The 19,266-nt window shown below is 67.9% G+C and carries 18 protein-coding genes; 1 reads left to right on the top strand and 17 read right to left on the bottom strand.

What is annotated here, in order from left to right:
- Positions 1-45: 45 nt before the first annotated feature.
- The 17 genes from VLK61_RS21880 to VLK61_RS21800 form a co-directional block, all read right to left on the bottom strand.
- Complete coding sequence (locus VLK61_RS21880) at positions 46-546, bottom strand: CvpA family protein (protein ID WP_325423908.1); 501 nt, start codon at positions 544-546, stop codon at positions 46-48.
- Between the two features lie 6 nt (positions 547-552).
- Entirely contained in the window at positions 553-1,332 is a 780-nt protein-coding gene (locus tag VLK61_RS21875; protein WP_325423905.1) for an SPOR domain-containing protein, read from the bottom strand.
- A gap of 72 nt (positions 1,333-1,404) precedes the next feature.
- Complete coding sequence (folC, locus tag VLK61_RS21870; protein WP_325423903.1) at positions 1,405-2,700, bottom strand: bifunctional tetrahydrofolate synthase/dihydrofolate synthase; 1,296 nt, start codon at positions 2,698-2,700, stop codon at positions 1,405-1,407.
- A 54-nt stretch (positions 2,701-2,754) separates the two neighbouring features.
- On the bottom strand, positions 2,755-3,627 hold the full coding sequence (gene accD, locus VLK61_RS21865) for an acetyl-CoA carboxylase, carboxyltransferase subunit beta (RefSeq protein ID WP_325423901.1): 873 nt from the start codon (positions 3,625-3,627) through the stop codon (positions 2,755-2,757).
- On the bottom strand, positions 3,627-4,454 hold the full coding sequence (trpA, locus tag VLK61_RS21860) for a tryptophan synthase subunit alpha (RefSeq protein WP_325423899.1): 828 nt from the start codon (positions 4,452-4,454) through the stop codon (positions 3,627-3,629). Before trpA ends, accD begins: the two co-directional genes overlap by 1 nt.
- A complete protein-coding gene (trpB, locus tag VLK61_RS21855) occupies positions 4,451-5,728 on the bottom strand; it encodes a tryptophan synthase subunit beta (protein ID WP_325423897.1) in 1,278 nt (425 codons plus the stop codon). Before trpB ends, trpA begins: the two co-directional genes overlap by 4 nt.
- A 54-nt stretch (positions 5,729-5,782) precedes the next feature.
- Positions 5,783-6,430 carry a phosphoribosylanthranilate isomerase gene (locus VLK61_RS21850; protein WP_325423895.1) on the bottom strand — a complete coding sequence of 216 codons (648 nt, stop codon included), beginning with the start codon at positions 6,428-6,430 and terminating at the stop codon, positions 5,783-5,785.
- A 6-nt stretch (positions 6,431-6,436) separates the two neighbouring features.
- Positions 6,437-7,225, bottom strand: coding sequence for a tRNA pseudouridine(38-40) synthase TruA (gene truA, locus VLK61_RS21845; RefSeq protein ID WP_325423893.1), 789 nt, complete (start codon positions 7,223-7,225; stop codon positions 6,437-6,439).
- Entirely contained in the window at positions 7,222-9,795 is a 2,574-nt protein-coding gene (locus VLK61_RS21840; RefSeq protein WP_325423891.1) for a FimV/HubP family polar landmark protein, read from the bottom strand. The genes truA and VLK61_RS21840 overlap by 4 nt, the downstream gene beginning before the upstream one ends.
- A gap of 213 nt (positions 9,796-10,008) precedes the next feature.
- Positions 10,009-11,136: an aspartate-semialdehyde dehydrogenase gene (asd, locus tag VLK61_RS21835; RefSeq protein ID WP_325423889.1), complete on the bottom strand. Its 1,128-nt coding sequence runs from the start codon at positions 11,134-11,136 to the stop codon at positions 10,009-10,011.
- Between the two features lie 95 nt (positions 11,137-11,231).
- On the bottom strand, positions 11,232-12,335 hold the full coding sequence (gene leuB / locus VLK61_RS21830; protein ID WP_325423887.1) for a 3-isopropylmalate dehydrogenase: 1,104 nt from the start codon (positions 12,333-12,335) through the stop codon (positions 11,232-11,234).
- 15 nt (positions 12,336-12,350) lie between these two features.
- Positions 12,351-12,641: a hypothetical protein gene (locus VLK61_RS21825; RefSeq protein ID WP_325423885.1), complete on the bottom strand. Its 291-nt coding sequence runs from the start codon at positions 12,639-12,641 to the stop codon at positions 12,351-12,353.
- Positions 12,642-12,652: 11 nt separating this feature from the next.
- Entirely contained in the window at positions 12,653-13,300 is a 648-nt protein-coding gene (gene leuD / locus VLK61_RS21820; RefSeq protein WP_325423883.1) for a 3-isopropylmalate dehydratase small subunit, read from the bottom strand.
- A 12-nt stretch (positions 13,301-13,312) separates the two neighbouring features.
- Positions 13,313-14,737 carry a 3-isopropylmalate dehydratase large subunit gene (gene leuC / locus VLK61_RS21815; protein WP_325423881.1) on the bottom strand — a complete coding sequence of 475 codons (1,425 nt, stop codon included), beginning with the start codon at positions 14,735-14,737 and terminating at the stop codon, positions 13,313-13,315.
- A 6-nt stretch (positions 14,738-14,743) separates the two neighbouring features.
- A complete protein-coding gene (locus VLK61_RS21810; RefSeq protein ID WP_325423879.1) occupies positions 14,744-15,715 on the bottom strand; it encodes a LysR substrate-binding domain-containing protein in 972 nt (323 codons plus the stop codon).
- 100 nt (positions 15,716-15,815) lie between these two features.
- The gene (locus VLK61_RS21805; RefSeq protein ID WP_325423876.1) at positions 15,816-16,604 is read right to left on the bottom strand and encodes a LytR/AlgR family response regulator transcription factor; all 789 of its coding nucleotides are present in this window, start codon (positions 16,602-16,604) and stop codon (positions 15,816-15,818) included.
- On the bottom strand, positions 16,604-17,776 hold the full coding sequence (locus VLK61_RS21800) for a sensor histidine kinase (RefSeq protein WP_325423874.1): 1,173 nt from the start codon (positions 17,774-17,776) through the stop codon (positions 16,604-16,606). The genes VLK61_RS21805 and VLK61_RS21800 overlap by 1 nt, the downstream gene beginning before the upstream one ends.
- 72 nt (positions 17,777-17,848) lie before the next feature.
- Here VLK61_RS21800 and argH point away from each other — a divergent pair, with 72 nt between their 5' ends.
- Positions 17,849-19,249: an argininosuccinate lyase gene (argH, locus tag VLK61_RS21795; RefSeq protein WP_325423872.1), complete on the top strand. Its 1,401-nt coding sequence runs from the start codon at positions 17,849-17,851 to the stop codon at positions 19,247-19,249.
- Positions 19,250-19,266 lie beyond the last annotated feature (17 nt).

The following is a 19,266-nucleotide window of genomic DNA, read 5'->3' as shown; positions in this document are numbered from 1 at the left end:
ATGCCGCACATGGGATGGACCTGTCTGTGAACTGAAGATGAAGGATCAAGCTGCCGGCAGGTGCCGCGCCACCTCGGCCGGCAACATCGGTTTCAGGCCTTGCAGCGCCACGCCGAGCCAGACGGCACCCTGCGACGCCGTCCACTCGGGCGAGCGCGCCGCCGGCGTGAAGGCGATCAAGGTCGCGGCGACGAGCAGCAGCACCACGCCGCGCAGCACACCGAAGCCGGCGCCGAGCACCCGGTCGATGAAGGTCAAGGGCGTGGCATGGATCACCAGGCGCAGCAGCCGCGCCAGCAGCGACCAGACCACCAGCACCAGGATGAAGGCCACGACGAACGCTGCGCCCTGGTTCAGCGCTGAGCCGGGTTCGCCGATCCGCACGTACCCGCTCATCTCGGGCGTGTAGACATTGGCCAGCACATAGGCCACCACCCAGCCGACCAGCGACATCAGCTCGAACACCAACCCGCGCCACAGGCCCACGATCACCGACAGCAGCAGCACGCCCAGCAACACCATGTCGACCCAGCCGAGTGCTGCCATGGCCGCTCACAATGTCAGGATGGCAACCGGCAAGCCGGTGGCCTTGATGCGCGCCGCGGCCTTGTCGGCTTCGTCGCGGGTGGCGAACGGACCCACCCGCACACGGGTGCGTTTGCCGCCATCGGCATCGACCACTTGCGTGTAGGTCTTCATGCCGAGTTTCTCGACCTTCTGCCGGGCTTCACGCAGCTTGTCGACGTCGGTGTACGCGCCCACCTGCACGACGATGCGGGCCTCCGCGTTGTCGGAGGCCGCGGCGGGCGGCTTGCCCTCGAGCAGCGCCTGCGCACGCTGGCCATCGGCGGGCCGCGGCGACACCGCGGCAGCGGCCGATGCGGGCTTGGGCGCCGAAGCCAGCGAGGCTGGTTTGGGCGCCGAAGCAGGCGCGGAGGGCTTGGCGGCCGAAGCTGCTGCCGCCACGCGCGGCGCGGGCGGCGCCACTTCACGGCCCTGTTCGGCTTCACGCTCGGTGATCACGGCCGGCATCGGCGTCGCGGGCACCGGTTGCGGCGGCGGCGCCATGGCAGCGGAGGCCGACCGGACGGCCGGCGGCAGCGCCAGCGGCGGCGCGGCTTCGCGGCGCGGGATCTCGATCGGGATGTCCACCGGAATCGGCCGCGGCTGGGTTTCGAACAGCAGCGGAAAGCCGATCACGCCGATGCCCAGCAGCACGGTGGCGCCGATCAGCCGGCGCCGCGCGCGGGTGCGGGCATGGGCCACCGCATCGGGCGCAGCGGCTTCGCCGGTGGACTCGTCGTGACGCTTGAAAAAGGACAGCAAACCCATGCGAGCCAGGTAGGGCCGCCGCGGTGCTTCAGAAGGGGCTTGCGGCGGAATCGGGCCGCCGGGCAACCGGGCTCAGCCCAGGTGCCGGGCCGTCAACCGGGGCAGGCCGTCCTTCAGTACACCACCGACGGTGGAGAACGAGCCGAAGACGACGATTCTATCAGCCGGGTCTGCCGCGGCGGCCGCGGCGCGCAGCGCCAGCTCGGGCGAAGCATGCTCGCTGACAGGCACTGGGCGCGAACCACTGGCCACGCGCACTTCGGATGCTAGCTCCGACGCCTTGGCGGCGCGCGCCGGTGGCAGGTCGGTCAGGTACCAGCGGTCGACCAGCGGCGCCACATGCTTGAGAAGCGCCGTGATGTCCTTGTCGCGCATCGCGCCGAATACCGCATGCGTCACCGGGAAGAAGCCCATCTGGTCGAGGTTCAGCGCCAGCGCCGCCACGGCCTGCGGGTTGTGCGCCACATCCAGCACCAGGGTCGGCTGGCCCGGGATGATCTGGAAACGGCCCGGCAGCTCGACCATCGCCAGGCCGTTGCGCACGGCCTGCGCGGTGATCGGCAGGCGATCGCGAATGGCCTCGAATGCGGCCAAGGCGCCGGAAGCATTCAGCAACTGGTTGGCACCGCGCAGCGCCGGGTAGGCCAGGCTGTTGAAGCGCCGGCCGCGGCCGCTCCAGGACCATTGCTGCTTGTCACCCTGGAAGTTGAAATCGCGGCCGATCAGCCACAGCTCGGCGCCGATCTCGGTGGCCCGCTCCGCCAGACTGGCCGGCGGTTCCGGATCGCTAACGATCACCGGCCGGCCGGTGCGCATGATGCCGGCCTTCTCGCGGCCGATGGCTTCGCGGTCCGGTCCGAGAAATTCGGTGTGGTCCAGTGCGATGCCGGTGATCACCGCGCAATCGGCATCGACGGCGTTGACGGCGTCCAGCCGGCCGCCCATGCCCACCTCCAGGATCACCAGGTCCAGTGACGCCTGGGCCAGCGCCCGCATGATCACCAGCGTGGTGAATTCGAAGTAGGTCAGCGTGACGCCCTGGCGCGCCGCTTCCACCGCCTCGAAATGCGGCAGCAGCGAGTCGGCCGAAGCCATCTCGCCATTGATGCGGCAGCGTTCCTCGAAATGCACCAGGTGCGGCTTGATGTACAGGCCGACGCGGTAACCTGCCTGTAGCGCGATGCATTCCAGCATCGCGCAGGTCGAGCCCTTGCCGTTGGTGCCGGCAACACTGATCACCGGCACGTCGAAGCGCAGGCCCAGGCGGTCGCGAACGGCCGCCACCCGGTCCAGCGTCATGTCGATGGTCTTGGGGTGCAGGTGCTCGCAGCGCGCGAGCCAATCATCGAGGGTTTGCGGCGGGCTCATGAAGGCAAACCGGGCCGCGAGGGCCCGGCGTGGAGGAGGAAGGCAAAGTCCGCGTCAGGCCACCGCATCCGCGCTTTGACGCTGAAGCATGGCCAGCATCGAGGCGATGCGCGGCCGCAGCTGGCGTCGATCGACGATCTGGTCGATCGCGCCCTTCTTCAACAGGAACTCGGCGCGCTGGAAGCCTTCGGGCAACTTCTCGCGCACGGTGTTCTCGATCACCCGTGGGCCGGCAAAGCCAACCAGCGCCTTGGGTTCGGCCATCACCACATCGCCGACGAAGGCGAAGCTGGCCGAGACACCACCCATGGTCGGGTCGGTGAGCACGCTGATGTAGGGCAACCTGGCCTTGGCCAGGCGCGTCAGCGCGGCATTGGTCTTGGCCATCTGCAGCAGGCTGAACAAGCCTTCCTGCATGCGTGCGCCGCCGGTGGCGGTGTAGCAGACGAAGGGCACCTTCTGCTCGATGGCGGTCTCGACACCGCGCACGAATCGCTCGCCGACCACCGAGCCCATCGAGCCGCCCATGAAGTCGAATTCGAAACAGGCAGCGACCAGCGGCACGCTCATCACTGCGCCGCCCAGTACCACCAGCGCGTCGGTCTCGCCGGTGGCTTCGAGCGCGTCTTTCAGCCGCTCGGGGTACTTGCGACTGTCCTTGAACTTCAGCGGATCGACCGGCACCACTTCCTGGCCGATTTCGTAGCGGCCCTCGGCATCGAGGAAGGCATCGAGCCGGGCCCGCGCACCGATGCGGTGGTGGTGGTCGCACTTCGGGCAGACGTTCAGGTTCTGCGCCAGATCGGTGTTGTACAGCACCGTTTCGCAGGCCGGACACTTGACCCACAGGCCTTCCGGCACCGAGCGGCGCTCGGTCGGATCGGTCTGCTGGATCTTCGGCGGAAGGAGTTTTTCAAGCCAGCTCATCAGGATGCTCCGGTTGGCAAGGCATCGAGCGCCGCGCGGATCTCGGCCATGAAGGCCTTGCCGGCGGCGGCGACCGATTCGCGCGGCTGCTCGTGCAGGATCTGCACCAGCCGCGTTCCGATCACCACCGCGTCGGACACCCGGGCCACGGCCTGGGCGGTCAACGCGTCGCGAATGCCGAAGCCTACACCCACCGGCACCTTGACATGCTGGCGAATGCGTGGCACGGCTTCGGCCACCGCGCTGGTGTCCAGGTGACCGGCGCCGGTGACGCCCTTCAGCGACACGTAGTAGACGTAGCCAGTGGTCAGGCGGCCGACATCGCACATGCGCTGCTCGGTCGAGGTGGGCGCCAGCAGGAAAATCAGATCGAGACCGGCGGCCTTCAGCGCCGCGGCGAAGTCTTCGCACTCTTCCGGTGGATAGTCGACCACCAGCAGGCCATCGACGCCCGCTTCACGCGCCGCGGCGACGAAGCTGCCGGCGCCGTGCTTCTGGTCGTAGCGCTCGATCGGGTTGGCGTAGCCCATCAGCACCACCGGCGTGCTGTTGTTGCCGCGCCGGAAGGCCTTCACATAGCCCAGCACCTGCGTCATGCCGACGCCCTGGGCCAGCGCCCGCTCGGAGGCCTGCTGGATCACTGGGCCATCGGCCATCGGGTCGGAAAACGGCACGCCCAACTCAATGATGTCGGCACCGCCATCGGCCAGCGCCTGCATCACTTCGACCGTGGCATCGGGATAGGGGTCGCCGGCAGCGATGTACGGGATCAGCGCCTTGCGGCCGCTGTCCAACAGGGCCTGCAGCGTGGGAGCGATGCGGCTCATGACTTGTCTCCCGTCATGTGCACCGCAACGGGTTGTGCACCCTTGACCGACTGGCCCTGGCAGGACGGTCGACAGTAGAAGCCCGCGCCGGACAAGTCGGCGACGGTGCCGATGTCCTTGTCGCCGCGTCCGGACAGGTTCACCAGCAGGTGCTGGTCGGGCGTCATCGTGGCCGCGAGCTTCATCGCGTAGGCCACCGCATGGCTGGATTCCAGCGCCGGGATGATGCCTTCGGTGCGGCACAGGCGGTGGAAGGCGCTCAAGGCTTCCTCGTCGGTGATGCCGACGTATTCGGCGCGGCCGATGTCCTTCAGGAACGCGTGCTCGGGGCCGACGCCGGGGTAGTCCAGGCCGGCGGAGACAGAGTGCGTTTCGGTGATCTGGCCGTTGTCGTCCTGCAGCAGGTAGGTGCGGTTGCCGTGCAGCACACCGGGCGAGCCAGCCGACAGGCTGGCCGCATGCTTGCCGGAATCCAGGCCATGCCCGGCGGCTTCTACGCCGATCAGGCGCACCTTGTCGTGCTGGATGTAGGGGTAGAAGATGCCCATCGCATTGCTGCCGCCGCCGACACAGGCGATCACCGCGTCGGGCTGGCGGCCGATCTGCGCCGGCATCTGCACCATGCATTCGTCGCCGATCACGCGCTGGAAGTCGCGCACCATCATCGGGTAGGGGTGCGGGCCGGCCACCGTGCCGATGATGTAGAAGGTGTTCTCGACGTTGGTGACCCAGTCACGCAGTGCTTCGTTCAACGCATCCTTCAGCGTGCGGCTGCCGGACTCCACCGGCACCACGCGCGCGCCGAGCAGGTTCATGCGGTAGACGTTGGGCGACTGGCGCTTGACATCCTCGCTGCCCATGTAAACCACGCATTCCATGCCGTAGCGCGCACAGATGGTGGCGGTGGCCACACCATGCTGGCCGGCGCCGGTCTCGGCGATGACACGCGGCTTGCCCATGCGCTTGGCTAGCAGCGCCTGGCCGATGGTGTTGTTGACCTTGTGCGCGCCGGTGTGGTTCAGGTCCTCGCGCTTGAGGTGGATCTGCGCGCCACCGATCTCGCGCGACATGCGGGCAGCGTGGTAGACCGGGCTGGGCCGGCCGACGAAGTGCTTCAGTTCGTTGCGGAATTCGGTCTGGAAGGCCGGATCGATGCGGTACTTCTCGTAGGCTGCTTTCAGCTCATCGAGGGCATGCACCAGGGTTTCGGCGACGAAGGTGCCGCCATACGGTCCGAAATGCCCGCGGGCATCGGGTTGGTGGTAATCGAACATCGGGGTCTTTCTGGAGAAGCCTGCCGCGGCACGGCAGCGCGCAAGGCAGGTGGGTCAGGCGTCGGCATCGGCCATGCGCGCATCGGCTTCGCACACCGCCTCGCAGAACCGGCGCATCAGCGTGGCATCCTTGATGCCTTTTGCGCTTTCCACGCCGGAACTCACATCAACGGCCCAAGGCCGGATGTGCATGACCCCATCGATCACGTTTGCAGGATTCAACCCACCAGACAAAACGACCGGACGGGGCACGTTGGGTGGCACGAGTGACCAATCGAACGCCTTTCCACCACCGCCGTAGCCTTCGACATGGGCGTCGAGCAGGATGCCGGCGGCACTCGCATATGCGGTGGCGAAGTCTAACAAAGCGAAGCCGGGCGTCATGCGCGCGGCCCGCAAGTAGGGGCGTTCAAAGCGCTCGCAATCAACGCGCGTCTCGTCACCGTGGAACTGCAGCAGTGCATTCGGAATGGCCTGCAACAGCTCAAGCACCTGTTCCGGCGGCGCATTGACGAACAGGCACACCGGCGTCACGAACGGGGGCAGGCGCCGCGCCAGTTCGGCCGCGCGGGCGATGCTGACGGCGCGCGGGCTGCGTTCATAGAGAACCAGGCCGATCGCGTCAGCACCGCACTCGACGGCGGCATCGACATCGGCCTCGCGTGTGAGGCCACAGATCTTGATGCGGGTACGGGTTGTCATGCGTGGTCACACGAACCAGTCCATGGCCGCAGTGTGCTCGGGAATGTGGTGGTGGGCATCGTACTGCGGGCCGACGAAATACAGGCCATCGGGCGCAAAGGTCGGCGCCGCGGCGTCGCGGTTGCGCGCGGCGAGCACCTCGGTCAGCCAGTCCGCCGGCTGGCGGCCGCTGCCCACCGCGACCAGGCAGCCCATGATGTTGCGGATCATGTGGTGCAGGAAGGCGCTGCCATGGAAGTCGAAGCACCAGTAGGCCGTGCGGCGGCTGACGGTGATCGCATACAGCGTCTTCACCGGGCTCGCCGCCTGGCATTCGGACGATCGGAACGAACTGAAGTCGTGCTCACCGACCAGCAGCGCCGCAGCGCGCTGCATCGCATCACCGTCCAGGGGGCGAAACACCCAGCCGACCTGCCCGGCTTCCAGCGCCGGGCGCACCGCCGATTCCAGCAGCAGGTAGCGGTAGCGGCGGCTGCGCGCGCTGTTGCGGGCGTGGAACTCGTCGGCCACCGGCTGGCACCACTGCACCGCGATGTCACGCGGCAGGTAGCGGTTGGTGCCACGGATCCAGCTGAAGGCATCACGCTGCACCGGACTGTCCAGGTGCACCACCTGGTTCAGGCCATGCACGCCGGTGTCGGTGCGGCCGGCACACAGGGTGCTGACAGGCTGGTCGACGAAGGCGGAAAGTGCATGCTCCAGCTTGTCCTGCACCGTGCAGCCGTCCGGCTGGCTTTGCCAGCCGTGGTACGCGGTACCGCGGTAGCTGATGCCGAGTGCGACGCGTGAACTCACCCGAGTTGGTCGAGCATCCCCTGCGCTTTGGCTTTCAGCGAACCGGTGCTCTTGCCGATCACTTCTTCCAGCAGATCGCGTGCGCCTTCCATGTCGCCGATCTGGCGGAACTCTTCGGCCAGTTCCAGCTTGCGGGCGATCGGGTCGGCATCGTCGGACGGCAGCTCGCTGTCGTCATGCAGGGGTGCCGAGCCTTTGCCTGGCAAGGTCGCCGGCTCGGACAAGGCAAACTCGCCGAAATCCAGCAAGGCGTCGTTGCGCGCCGGTGCCGGCGCGGTGGTCATTGGCAGCGTCGCCTCGGAGGTCGGCAGCGTGGCCTCCGTATCGTCGAGCGACAGGTCATCGAGGTTGAAGTCCATCGACACCCCCGACGGTGCCGGCGCGGAGACCTTGCGCTGGGAGATCGTCGTCGGCTCGGCCGAAAAGTCGAAATCGATGTCGCCGCCGCTGGCCGCCGGCACGGCACTGGTGGCCAGCGGGCGGGTCATGTCCATCGTGCCTTCGGCTGGCTCCAGGTCGAAGTCGAGGTCCAGATCCACCGGATGCGGCTCGGCCGGCAGGGTGGGCGCGCCACCATCGGTCGGGAACATCGACGGCGTGGGCATCACCGACTGCGGCAAGGTCGTTGCACTGATCGGGTCGGGGATCACATGGCCGTCGCGAATGACCTCTTCCGGCCGGCCGCCTGGCTGGTACAGCGGGTTTTCGGGGTCGATCTGCCGACCCATCTCCTGCGCCTTCTCCCAATCCGCACCACTGCCCTGGGTGATGGCGAAGAGCTGCGTGGCCAGCAGCTCGAAGCCCTTGGTGTCGCGGCGCTTGGCGTAGACCTCGAGCAGCTTGGTGCGGATGGCCAGGCGATCCGGCGTCGTGCGCATCGCCTCCTTCAGGATTTCCTCGGCCTGCAGGTCACGGCCATAGGCCAGGTAGACATCGGCCTCGGCCACCGGATCGACATCGCCGATGGCGTCCAGCTGGCTCAGCGAGAAGCCCATCGAAGAGGAGCCGGCCGATTGGTCGCTGGTGTCGATGCGCTGGCCACCGCTGGCGCCGAAGAACGAGTCCGGTTGCACCCGGCTCTCGAGGAACGAGGTCTCGGTGCGATCCTTGCGGCCGCCCCGGCCACGGAACTTGTAGTAGCCCAGGCCGGCCAGCACGATTGCCAGCAAGCCGGCGCCCGGCAAGGCCAGCGGGTTGTCGAGGATCGAATCGAGGAAGCCGGGCTCCTGGGCCGGCGCCGCTGCTGGCGGGCGAGACGCGGGCAAGCGCGGTGCCGACGCCGCCGCGGCCGGCGCACTGGCCTGAACTGCCGGCGCGGGTGCGGAAGCCATCGCCGCCGGGGCCGGCGCGGGTGCCGCAGGCGGCGGCGCAACCGCGGCGGGCGCGGGTGCCGGCACTGGCACGGCCACCGCCGGTGCGGGGGCCGGCGCGGGCGCCGGTTGAGCGGCCGCCGTGCCCTGCTGCAGCTTCTTCAGTTCTTCGACGTTGCGCGTGAGTTCGGCCACCCGCGTGGCGTTGTCCTTGCGCTCGGCTGCCTTGGAGATCTGCGCTTCCGGAGCCGATGCCTTGGCCGCGGCGCCGGACAGCTTGAGCTTGTCGGCCGATGCTGCCGCGGCCTGCTTCTTGTCGTCGACCGCCGCCTGGACCTTGCCCTTGTCCTGGCGTGCCGGCTCGACCGTGCCGGCCTGCGGCGCGCCTTCGGCCAAACGGCTGCGATAGGCGCCGAAGTCGGCGCTCTGCGCGGCGATCACCTCACGCGCTTCGCTGGGTGCAATGCCCTTGACCGTGTCGGCCGACGGCACCGACAACACGACACCGGACTTCAGCCGGTTCATGTTGTTGCCGAGGAAGGCGTCCGGATTGGCGCGGAACAGGCCGACCAGCATCTGGTCCAGCGCCACACCCGGGCGCTGCGTGCGACCGGCAATGCGGGACAGGGTGTCGCCACTGCGCACGCGGTATTCACTGGCACCCGCGGCATCGGCCGCAGGCCTGGGTGCAGGCGTCGGCACCGCAGCAGGCGGCGGCGAGGCCGGCGCACGGGGTGCCGCAGCCACCGGCGGCGGCGCAGCCGGCGCAGCAGCGGGTGCGGGCGCCGGGGCGATGGCCGGCGCAATCGGCGCGGCGGCTTGCACCGGCGGCGCCACGCGGTTGCTCGGCGGGTCGAGCAGCAGCGTGAATTCGCGCACCAGCTTGCCGGTGGACCAGGAGACTTCGAGGATCACATCGATGAACGGCTCCTGCACCGCCCGGTCGCTGACCACGCGCAGGTAAGGGCGGCCGTCAGCGCGCCGCGCCAGCACCGCCTGGGTCGACGACAGCACACTGTTGTAGTCGACGCCGGCGGCGCGGTAGGACTCGGGCGACGCGATGCGCACCGCCAGCGTCGAGGCTTCTTCGGGCGTCAGACTGGTGATGTCGATCTCGGCGCGCAAACCCTCGCCCAGCGCAGACTGCACGTTCAGCCGCCCCAGACCCAAGGCCCAGGCGTCAACGGTGGTGGCGCCCAGCGCGGCGGCCGCGGCCAGCGCCAGGGTTGTGCGGGCGGTGAGGAACGAGCGTTTTTTCAAGGCGTCTCCACAATGGCGTCGGCAGGCCTCTTCAGGGCCCACCGCCAGGGGCAAAACTCAGGATCCGGCATCACGCCTGGCTGTCAGCTCAAATGCTCGAAACCACAATAGCATCAAGCATATAGGCTGACAAGCTCATGCAAAGCCTGACATTCGGTTGTATCTGATCCGTTGTAGCGACTGGTTGCCAATTGTTGCCGCCGGACAACGCGATCACTGCTCCAGCAGGATTCGCAGCATGCGGCGCAGCGGCTCCGCAGCTCCCCACAAAAGCTGGTCGCCGATGGTAAACGCTCCAAGGTAGTCCGGACCCATCGCCAGCTTGCGCAGCCGGCCCACGGGAATCGTCATCGTGCCGGTCACGGCCACCGGCGTCAGGTCGCGGATCGTTGCTTCCTTGGTGTTCGGCACCACCTTCACCCAGGCGTTGTCGGCGGCGATCATTGCCTCGATGTCGGCCAGCGGCACGTCCTTCTTCAGCTTGAAGGTCATTGCCTGGCTGTGGCAACGCATGGCACCGACGCGCACACAATAACCGTCAACCGGCACGGCGGCGCTGCCGAAACCTTCGCCCTGACCGAGGATCTTGTTCGTCTCGGCCATGCCCTTCCATTCTTCCTTCGACATGCCGTTGCCGAGGTCCTTGTCGATCCACGGGATCAGCGAGCCGCCCAGCGGCACACCGAAGTGCTGAACCGCGTCGGCCGGCAGATTGCGCTGCGTCGTGGTCAGCAGGCGGTCGATGTCGAGGATCGAGCTCTTCGGATCGTCCAGCAGCGCTTTGACCGATGCATTCAGCGTGCCGTACTGGACCAGCATTTCGCGCATGTGCTGCGCGCCGCCGCCGGAGGCCGCCTGATACGTCTGCGTGCTCATCCATTCGACCAGGCCAGCCTTGTACAGCGCACCGACACCCATCAGCATGCAGCTGACGGTGCAGTTGCCGCCGATCCAGTTGCGCCCACCCTTGGCCAACGCGTTCTTGATCACCGGCATGTTCACCGGGTCGAGGATGATGACCGCGTCATCCGCCATGCGCAGCGTCGACGCCGCATCGATCCAGTGGCCCGTCCAGCCCGCGGCGCGCAGCTTGGGGAAGACTTCGCTGGTGTAGTCGCCGCCCTGCGCGGTGATGACGATGTCGCAGCGCTTGAGCGCGTCGATGTCGAACGCGTCGTACAGCTTCGTTTCGTTCTTCGCCTGGCTCGGCGCGGCGCCGCCGGCGTTGCTGGTCGAGAAGAACATCGGCTCGATCAGGGCGAAGTCGTTCTCCGCCTGCATGCGCTCCATCAGCACGGAACCGACCATTCCGCGCCAGCCAACCAATCCTACGAGTGCCATTTCGGTACGCCTTTCCAGTTGTGTTCTGGACCCCCGGGTTCCCCGGCTCGTATCGCCGGGGTCCAGAGTGATGGGGCGAGACGATCCGGAGCTGACTAGCTCTTGGTAATCGTCTTGGTGGTGTTCAGGGCGGCAACAACCGCATCGCCCATCTCGCGCGTGCCCACCTTCCGGGTTCCCACTTGGCCCTCGGACCAGATGTCGCCGGTGCGCAGACCCGCGGACAGCACCGAACGCACCGCGGATTCGATCCGGTCGGCGGCTTCGGCTTGGTGGAGGGAGAAGCGGAGCATCATGGCAGCGGACAGGATTGTAGCCAAAGGATTGGCCACGCCCTTGCCGGCGATGTCCGGCGCGCTGCCGTGACTGGGTTCGTACAGGCCCTTGTTGTTCTTGTCCAGCGAGGCCGAGGGCAGCATGCCGATCGAGCCCGTGAGCATCGCCGCCTCGTCCGACAGGATGTCGCCAAACATGTTGCCGGTGACGACAACATCGAATTTCTTGGGCGCCTTGACCAGCTGCATTGCCGCGTTATCGACATACATGTGGTCGAGCTGAACGTCCGGGTATTGCGCATGCACCTCGGTGACCACGTCCTTCCAGAACTGGAAGGTCTCCAGCACGTTGGCCTTGTCGACGCTGGTCACCTTTTTGCCGCGCTTGCGAGCCGCCTGGAAGGCGACGTGGGCGATGCGCTCGATCTCGGGCTTCGAATAGCGCATCGTGTCGAAGGCTTCTTCGGCACCGGGGAAGTGACCGTCGGTTGCGATGCGACGGCCGCGCGGCTGGCCGAAGTAGATGTCGCCGGTCAACTCGCGGATGATCAGGATGTCCAGGCCGGCCACCAGTTCGGGCTTCAGGCTCGATGCGTGCGTCAGTTGCTCGTAGCAGATGGCCGGGCGGAAGTTCGCGAACAGGCCCAGGTGCTTGCGCAGGCCCAGGATGGCCTGCTCCGGCCGCAGCGGGCGGTCGAGCGTGTCGTACTTCCAGTCGCCGACGGCGCCAAACAGCACCGCGTCGGAAGCCTTGGCCAGATTCAGTGTGGCCTCGGGGAGCGGGTGGCCATGGGCCTCGTAGGCGGCGCCGCCGACCAGCGCGGTCTCCATCTCGAACGGCAGATCCAGGACCTTCAGTACCTTGACGGCCTCGGCCATGATTTCGGTGCCGATGCCGTCACCCGGCAGGATTGCAATCTTCATGTCATTTCTCTCGAATCAATGGGAATCTCGGGGGTCGCCCAGCCAATGCACCAGCCGGTACTCGCAGGCCTTGAACACAAGGTACGCGGCCATACCGAGCAGGCCATTGGTAAGCAGCTCGACCAACTGCGCCGCACCGCCGTCCATCAGCGCCTGCCATCCGTGGTCCAGCAGCAGGCTGCTGTTGGCGCGCAGCAGGTAGAACAGGTTCAGCGTGCCGATGCCGAAGGCGAAGAAGCTCAGCGTCATCACGATGAAAGTCAGCCAAAGCCGGCTGAGCACCACGCGATGGAACCAACGCTTCATCGCTCCGCGGCTCACAGCAAGCGTTGCGCAAGCCAGGGCATCTTGGCCAGACGCTCAGCCTCGAAGGCCTTGATCTTGTCGGCATGGCGCAGGGTCAGGCCGATGTCGTCGAAGCCGTTGACCAGGCAGAACTTGCGGAAGGCCTGCACTTCGAACGGCAGTTCGGTGCCGTCGGGCTTGATGACCACCTGGGCGGCCAAGTCGATCGTCAGCCGGTAGCCCGGGAAGCCCTTGACCTCGTCGAACAGCTGGGACACCTGGGCCTCCGGCAGCACGATCGGCAGGATGCCGTTCTTGAAGCAGTTGTTGAAGAAGATGTCGGCGTAACTCGGTGCAATCAAGGCGCGGAAGCCGTACTGGTCCAGCGCCCACGGGGCATGTTCACGGCTGGAACCGCAGCCGAAGTTCTGGCGCGCCAGCAGGATCGATGCACCCTGGTAACGTGGCTGATTCAGCACGAAGTCGGGGTTCGGCTTGCGTGTGCTCGGGTCCTGCCCGGGCTCGCCCTTGTCGAGGTAACGCCATTCGTCGAACAGGTTCGGGCCGAAGCCCGAGCGCTGGATCGACTTCAGGAACTGCTTCGGGATGATCGCGTCGGTGTCGACATTGTCGCGGTCCATCGGGGCCGCGAGGCCCTGGTGCACGGTGAATGCTTGCATGGTGGGTTCTCCTCAGCTGATACGGCGAACGTCGACGAAATGGCCGTTCAGCGCGGCCGCCGCGGCCATCGCCGGGCTGACGAGGTGGGTGCGGCCGCCGTTGCCCTGGCGGCCTTCGAAGTTGCGGTTGCTGGTCGACGCGCAGCGCTCGCCGGGCTCCAGCTTGTCGGCGTTCATCGCCAGGCACATCGAGCAGCCGGGCTCGCGCCATTCGAAGCCGGCGGCCTTGAACACCTCGTGCAGGCCCTCGGCCTCGGCCTGCGCCTTCACCAGGCCCGAGCCCGGCACCACCATCGCCAGCTTGACATTGCTGGCCACGCGGCCGCCGATGCGGCGCACTACCGCCGCGGCTTCACGCATGTCCTCGATGCGGCTGTTGGTGCAGGAGCCGATGAAGACCTTGTCGATGCGCACATCGGCAATGGCCTTGTTCGGCTCCAGGCCCATGTAGGCCAGTGCGCGCTCGATGGCACCACGCTTGACGACGTCCTTCTCCTTGTCCGGATCAGGCACGCGGCCGTCGATGGACAAGACCATCTCCGGCGAGGTGCCCCAGGTCACCTGCGGCAGCAACTGGCTGGCATCGAGCTCGACCACCTTGTCGAAGTGCGCGCCAGCGTCGCTGTGCAGCGTGCGCCACAGCGTCGCGGCCTGTTCGAATTCGACGCCCGAGGGGCTGAACGGCCGGCCCTTGACGTAGTTGATCGTCGTTTCGTCCACCGCCACCAGGCCAGCCCGGGCGCCGGCTTCGATGGCCATGTTGCACACCGTCATGCGGCCTTCCATGCTGAGTGCACGGATGGCCGAGCCGCCGAACTCGATGGTGTAGCCGGTGCCGCCTGCCGTGCCGATCTTGCCGATGATGGCCAGCACGATGTCTTTCGCGCCGCAGCCGCGCGGTGCCTGGCCATCGACCTTCACCAGCATGTTCTTGGCCTTGCGCGCCAGCAGCGTCTGCGTGGCCATCACATGCTCGACCTCGCTGGTGCCGATGCCATGGGCCAGCGCACCAAACGCGCCGTGCGTGCTGGTGTGGCTGTCGCCGCAAACAACCGTCATGCCCGGCAAGGTGGCGCCCTGCTCCGGCCCGATGACGTGCACGATGCCCTGGCGCTTGTCCAGGAACGGAAAGTACGCCGCCGCGCCAAAGGCCGCGATGTTCGAATCCAGCGTGGTGATCTGCTGCTTGCTGATCGGGTCGGCAATGCCGTCGTAGCCGCGCTCCCAGCCGGTGGTCGGTGTGTTGTGGTCGGCGGTCGCGACGATCGAGCTGACCCGCCAGACCTTGCGGTTGGCCAGGCGCAGCCCCTCGAAGGCCTGCGGGCTGGTGACTTCATGCACCAGGTGGCGGTCGATGTACAGCACTGCCGTGCCGTCGTCTTCGGTATGGACGACATGGTCGTCCCAGAGCTTGTCGTACAGGGTACGGGCGGTCATGGTGGGTCACCTCTTTCGAGCACGGGATTGTCGCGCCACGGGTGGCGCATCGGAAAGTGATTCGGGCGTGGCCGCCGGCACGTCGGGCAGCACCGCGGCCGGGCTCAGCGCATCGACAAAACGCTGCACCACCGTGGGCAGCACCTCCTGCCGGCGCACGGCCAGCAGGTAAGGCCGCTGCGCCCAGGGCTCCTGCAGCGTCAACGGCAGCACCGCGAAGATGCGGGCAAAACGTGCGGCGACGACCGCTGGCAGCACAGCCACACCCATGCCGGCCTCGACCAACTGCGCAATCGCGTCGAAGCCGTGCACCTGCACGCGGGTGTTCAGCGTGCGACCCAGCGCCTGGGCGCGTTCACGCATCTGCTCGTGCACGGCAGCGCCGCCGTGCAGGCCGACGATGTCGAAATCCAGCAGCGCATCAAACGGCACGCCGCGTCGCTTGGCCAGCACATGGCCCTGCGGCACCAGCACCGCCAGTTCGCCCTCGCGGTACGGCCGGCAATCCAGCGCCGCTTCATGCTGCGGCGGCACGAAGATGCCGACGTCGGCGTGTCCAGCAGCCACTGCTGCCTGCACCTCGGCGCTGGTCAGCTCTTCCAGGCTGATGCGGATGCCGGCGTGGGCGCGCGCAAACGCCGCCAGGTCCGCCGGCAGGTGTTCGGCAATCGCGCTGGCATTGGCGGCAATGCGCAGGTGGCCCTTGATGCCGCGCGCGAACTCGACCACCTCGCTCTCCAGCGCATGCAGCGAGGCATTCAGCGAGCGGATGTGCCTCACCAGCGCACGACCGGCTTCGGTGAGTTCAACGCCGCGCGCACGCCGCTCGAACAGGCCGACGCCCAGCCGCGACTCCAGATCGGACAGCCGCTTGCTCGCCGCTGCCAAGGCCAGATGCTCCCGTTCGGCGCCGCGCGTGATGCTGCGCGTCTCGGCAATCGCGAGCACGAGGTTGAGGCTGAGCAGATCGAAGCGCATGGTGAGCCCTGGATGATGCGCGAAGGCTGAGCCCAGCGTCCACGGCAATCATCAAGCAAGGCTTCGCATACCACGAAGCCTTGACCCCGATCGGCTTGGGTCAGCCCTCGGGGAGCGGCCGCCCGGCGGCCGGGGCAGCATCGGCCACCACCGCCACCGCCTCGCGCACCGCCGCCAATTGCCGGCGCGACACCGCCAGCCAGTCGCCATTGCTGACCTGCACGGCCCAACCCTCTTCGCCATCGTCATCGCCGCGGCGCTCCAGCGTGCGCACCGCTGTCAGCGCGACGACGGCATTGCGGTGGATGCGCAGGAAGCCTTCACCCAAGCGCTGCTCCAGGTCGGCCAGCGCGTCGTCCAGCACCCAGCGGCCGCGCGTGCTGCACAGGCTGACGTACTTCTGCTCGGCCTTCAGGTACAGCACCTCGGCGGCCGGCACCCGCAGCACGCGGCCCCGATCACTGACCACCAGCATCGGCCCTGCGGGTGCGCTGTCGACCCGGGTGCCGCGCCGCTCGTCCACGCGCATCAGCGCCGCCTGCAGGCGCTCGCGGCGCACCGGCTTGGTCAGGTAGTCGGTGGCATCGACTTCGAAGGCCTTCAGCGCATGGTCGGCATGCGCGGTGACGAAGACCACCCTCGGCGGCGCCGGCTGGCGGCGCAACTCGTCGGCCAGCTTCAGGCCGTCGCGGCCCGGCATGGCGATGTCCAGCAGCACGACGTCGCAGGCCGTCTGCGCCAGCAAGGCCAGGGCCTCCTCGGCGTCACCGGCCTCGCCCACCACCTGCGCCGGCGGCTCGCCGCAGGTCTCGACCAGCGAGCGCAGGCGCAGGCGGGCCAGCGGCTCGTCGTCGACGATCAGCACTTGCAGCGGCGCGCGCTCGGCCATCACAACGGCACACTGATGCGAGCCTGGAACTGGCCGTCGACCACGCCCGTTTCCAGCGTCGCGGCCAAGTCATGCAGCAGGTGCAGGCGTTCACGCACGTTCTCCAGCGCGATGCCGCTGCCGGGCGGGCCCGGCTCGTCGGGCAGGCTGTTGCTGACCAGCAGTTCCACCATGCCCAGGCGCGCGCGGCTGCGCACCAGCACACGACCGCCGCCCACGGCCGGCTCGATGCCGTGGCGCACGGCGTTTTCCACCAACGGCTGCAGCACCAGCGGCGGCACACGTGCGGCGGCGGCGGCCGGGTCCAGGTCCCACACCACTTGCAGGCGCTTGCCGAAGCGCAGCTGCTCGATCGCCAGGTAGCGCTGCGCCAGCTCGATCTCTTCGTCCAGCGACACCGCACTGCCGGTTTCGGCCAGCGCCACGCGGAACAGCTGCGACAAATCCTCGAGCACGCTTTCGGCCCGGGCGGGGTCGATGCGCACCAGCGCCAGCGCGGTATTCAGCGCGTTGAACAGGAAATGCGGCCGGATGCGCGACTGCAGCTCGACCAGCCGCGCGCTGGCCTCCACCGGCAACGCGGCCACCGAGCGCATCGTCAGCCATTGCCAGACCAGCGCCGCCAAGGCCGCGCCGCTGAGCGCCGCAGCCACGGCGGCAAACGGCGTGACCGGCGCGAGCGCCAGCAAGGTCATCAAACCCCAGCCGGCCAGCGACGCGAAGGCGCCCAGCATCACCACCACCGCCCGCACCACACCCGCCGGCCGACGGGACAGCACACCGCGCAAGGCGCAGACCGCCGGCACCCAGATCAGACCGCCGCCGAGTCCGGCAAAGGCCAGGCTCACCGCGCGGAAGGCCCAGTCGTACCAATGGTCGGACGCCGGCAGCGCCACCACCAGCACCACCAGCTGGATGAAGATCAACACGCGCAGGCCCACCGCGGGCCGGCACAGGTCGAACGGCGTGCTCAGGCGCTCGCGCTGGCGCTGCTGCTCGTCGTGCAGCGGGTCGAAGCGGCTGGGGTCGAAATGCGTGTTGGCATCCGCGTGCGGTTGGCGCGTGGTTGCCGGCCACAGGCTGGCCGGCCGCGTGTCGGCTTCAGCCGGCGCTGCGGGCACGGGCGCGCCCGGTGCGGTGGCAGGCGGTTCAGGCGTGGCGGGTGTGACCATGGGGATGCGGCCCGGATAATACGGTCTTCGGTGGCGCGCCCGTGCCGCCTTTGCTCTCCTTCTTTGCATCCCATGTCCGGCAACCAACTCGACAAGAAGTCCCAGGCCTGGTCGGCCCTGTTCTCCGAACCGATGAGCGAGCTCGTCAAGCGCTACACGGCCAGCGTGAACTTCGACAAGCGCCTGTGGCGCGCCGACATCGACGGCAGCCTGGCCCACGCGGCGATGCTGGCGTCACAAGGCATCATCGGCGCGCAGGACCTGGCCGACATCCAGCGCGGCATGGCGCAGATCCGGGCCGACATCGAAGCCGGCACGTTCGACTGGAAGCTGGAGCTGGAGGACGTGCACCTGAACATCGAGGCCCGGCTGACCCAGCTGGTCGGCGACGCCGGCAAGCGCCTGCACACCGGCCGCTCGCGCAACGACCAGGTGGCCACCGATGTGCGGCTGTGGCTGCGCGGCGAGGTCGATGCCCTCGCGCTGCTGCTGGCCGACATGCAGCGCGCACTGGTCGGCGTCGCGGCCCAGCACACCGACACCGTGATGCCCGGCTTCACCCACATGCAGGTAGCGCAGCCGGTGAGCTTTGCGCACCACCTGCTGGCCTATGTGGAGATGTTCGCGCGCGATGCCGAGCGCCTGGCCGATGTGCGCAAGCGCCTGAACCGCCTGCCGCTGGGCGCTGCCGCACTGGCCGGCACCAGCTACCCGCTGGATCGCGACGCGGTGGCGCGCGCGCTGGGCTTCGACGGGGTTTGCGAAAACTCGCTCGATGCCGTGAGCGACCGCGACTTCGCGCTGGAGTTCTCGTCCTTCGCCGCGATCACGATGGTGCACATCTCGCGCCTGGCCGAAGAACTGGTGCTGTGGATGAGCCAGAACTTCGGCTTCATCGACCTGGCCGACCGCTACTGCACCGGCTCGTCGATCATGCCGCAGAAGCGCAACCCCGATGTCGCCGAACTGGCGCGCGGCAAGAGCGGCCGCGTGGTCGGCCACTTGATGGGCCTGATCACCTTGATGAAGGGCCAGCCGCTGACCTACAACAAGGACAACCAGGAAGACAAGGAGCCTTTGTTCGACACGGTGGACACCTTGTCCGACACGCTGCGCATCATGGCCGAGATGGTGGCCGGCATCGTCGTGAAGAAGGAGGCGATGGAACGCGCCGCGCTGAAGGGCTACGCCACCGCCACCGACCTGGCCGACTACCTGACCAAGAAGGGCCTGCCCTTCCGCGATGCGCACGAGATCGTCGCCCATGCGGTGAAGCTGGGGCTGCAGCGTGGGTTGGATCTGGCGGCGCTACCGCTGGCCGAGCTGAAGGCCTTCCACCCGTCGATCGACGACGACGTGCTGCAGGTGCTGACGCTGCGCGGCTCGCTGGAAGCGCGCAATGTGCGCGGCGGCACGGCGCCGCAGCAGGTGCGGCTGCAGATCGAACGGCACCAGTCGCGCCTGGCGGGCTGAGTTCGCCGCATCCGATC

The sequence above is a fragment of the Aquabacterium sp. genome, from assembly GCF_035476535.1.
GTDB lineage: Bacteria > Pseudomonadota > Gammaproteobacteria > Burkholderiales > Burkholderiaceae_C > Pseudaquabacterium.
Note: the sequence above shows the minus strand (reverse complement) of the source record. Positions and strands in the feature narration are given on the sequence as shown.

What these genes read in the sequence shown, in the direction of transcription:
- VLK61_RS21880 (WP_325423908.1), bottom strand. Translation starts at nt 546, where the DNA reads ATGGCAGCACTCGGCTGGGTCGACATGGTGTTGCTGGGCGTGCTGCTG.
- VLK61_RS21875 (WP_325423905.1), bottom strand. Translation starts at nt 1,332, where the DNA reads ATGGGTTTGCTGTCCTTTTTCAAGCGTCACGACGAGTCCACCGGCGAA.
- folC (WP_325423903.1), bottom strand. Translation starts at nt 2,700, where the DNA reads ATGAGCCCGCCGCAAACCCTCGATGATTGGCTCGCGCGCTGCGAGCAC.
- accD (WP_325423901.1), bottom strand. Translation starts at nt 3,627, where the DNA reads ATGAGCTGGCTTGAAAAACTCCTTCCGCCGAAGATCCAGCAGACCGAT.
- trpA (WP_325423899.1), bottom strand. Translation starts at nt 4,454, where the DNA reads ATGAGCCGCATCGCTCCCACGCTGCAGGCCCTGTTGGACAGCGGCCGC.
- trpB (WP_325423897.1), bottom strand. Translation starts at nt 5,728, where the DNA reads ATGTTCGATTACCACCAACCCGATGCCCGCGGGCATTTCGGACCGTAT.
- VLK61_RS21850 (WP_325423895.1), bottom strand. Translation starts at nt 6,430, where the DNA reads ATGACAACCCGTACCCGCATCAAGATCTGTGGCCTCACACGCGAGGCC.
- asd (WP_325423889.1), bottom strand. Translation starts at nt 11,136, where the DNA reads ATGGCACTCGTAGGATTGGTTGGCTGGCGCGGAATGGTCGGTTCCGTG.
- leuB (WP_325423887.1), bottom strand. Translation starts at nt 12,335, where the DNA reads ATGAAGATTGCAATCCTGCCGGGTGACGGCATCGGCACCGAAATCATG.
- VLK61_RS21825 (WP_325423885.1), bottom strand. Translation starts at nt 12,641, where the DNA reads ATGAAGCGTTGGTTCCATCGCGTGGTGCTCAGCCGGCTTTGGCTGACT.
- leuD (WP_325423883.1), bottom strand. Translation starts at nt 13,300, where the DNA reads ATGCAAGCATTCACCGTGCACCAGGGCCTCGCGGCCCCGATGGACCGC.
- leuC (WP_325423881.1), bottom strand. Translation starts at nt 14,737, where the DNA reads ATGACCGCCCGTACCCTGTACGACAAGCTCTGGGACGACCATGTCGTC.
- VLK61_RS21810 (WP_325423879.1), bottom strand. Translation starts at nt 15,715, where the DNA reads ATGCGCTTCGATCTGCTCAGCCTCAACCTCGTGCTCGCGATTGCCGAG.
- VLK61_RS21805 (WP_325423876.1), bottom strand. Translation starts at nt 16,604, where the DNA reads ATGGCCGAGCGCGCGCCGCTGCAAGTGCTGATCGTCGACGACGAGCCG.
- VLK61_RS21800 (WP_325423874.1), bottom strand. Translation starts at nt 17,776, where the DNA reads ATGGTCACACCCGCCACGCCTGAACCGCCTGCCACCGCACCGGGCGCG.
- argH (WP_325423872.1), top strand. Translation starts at nt 17,849, where the DNA reads ATGTCCGGCAACCAACTCGACAAGAAGTCCCAGGCCTGGTCGGCCCTG.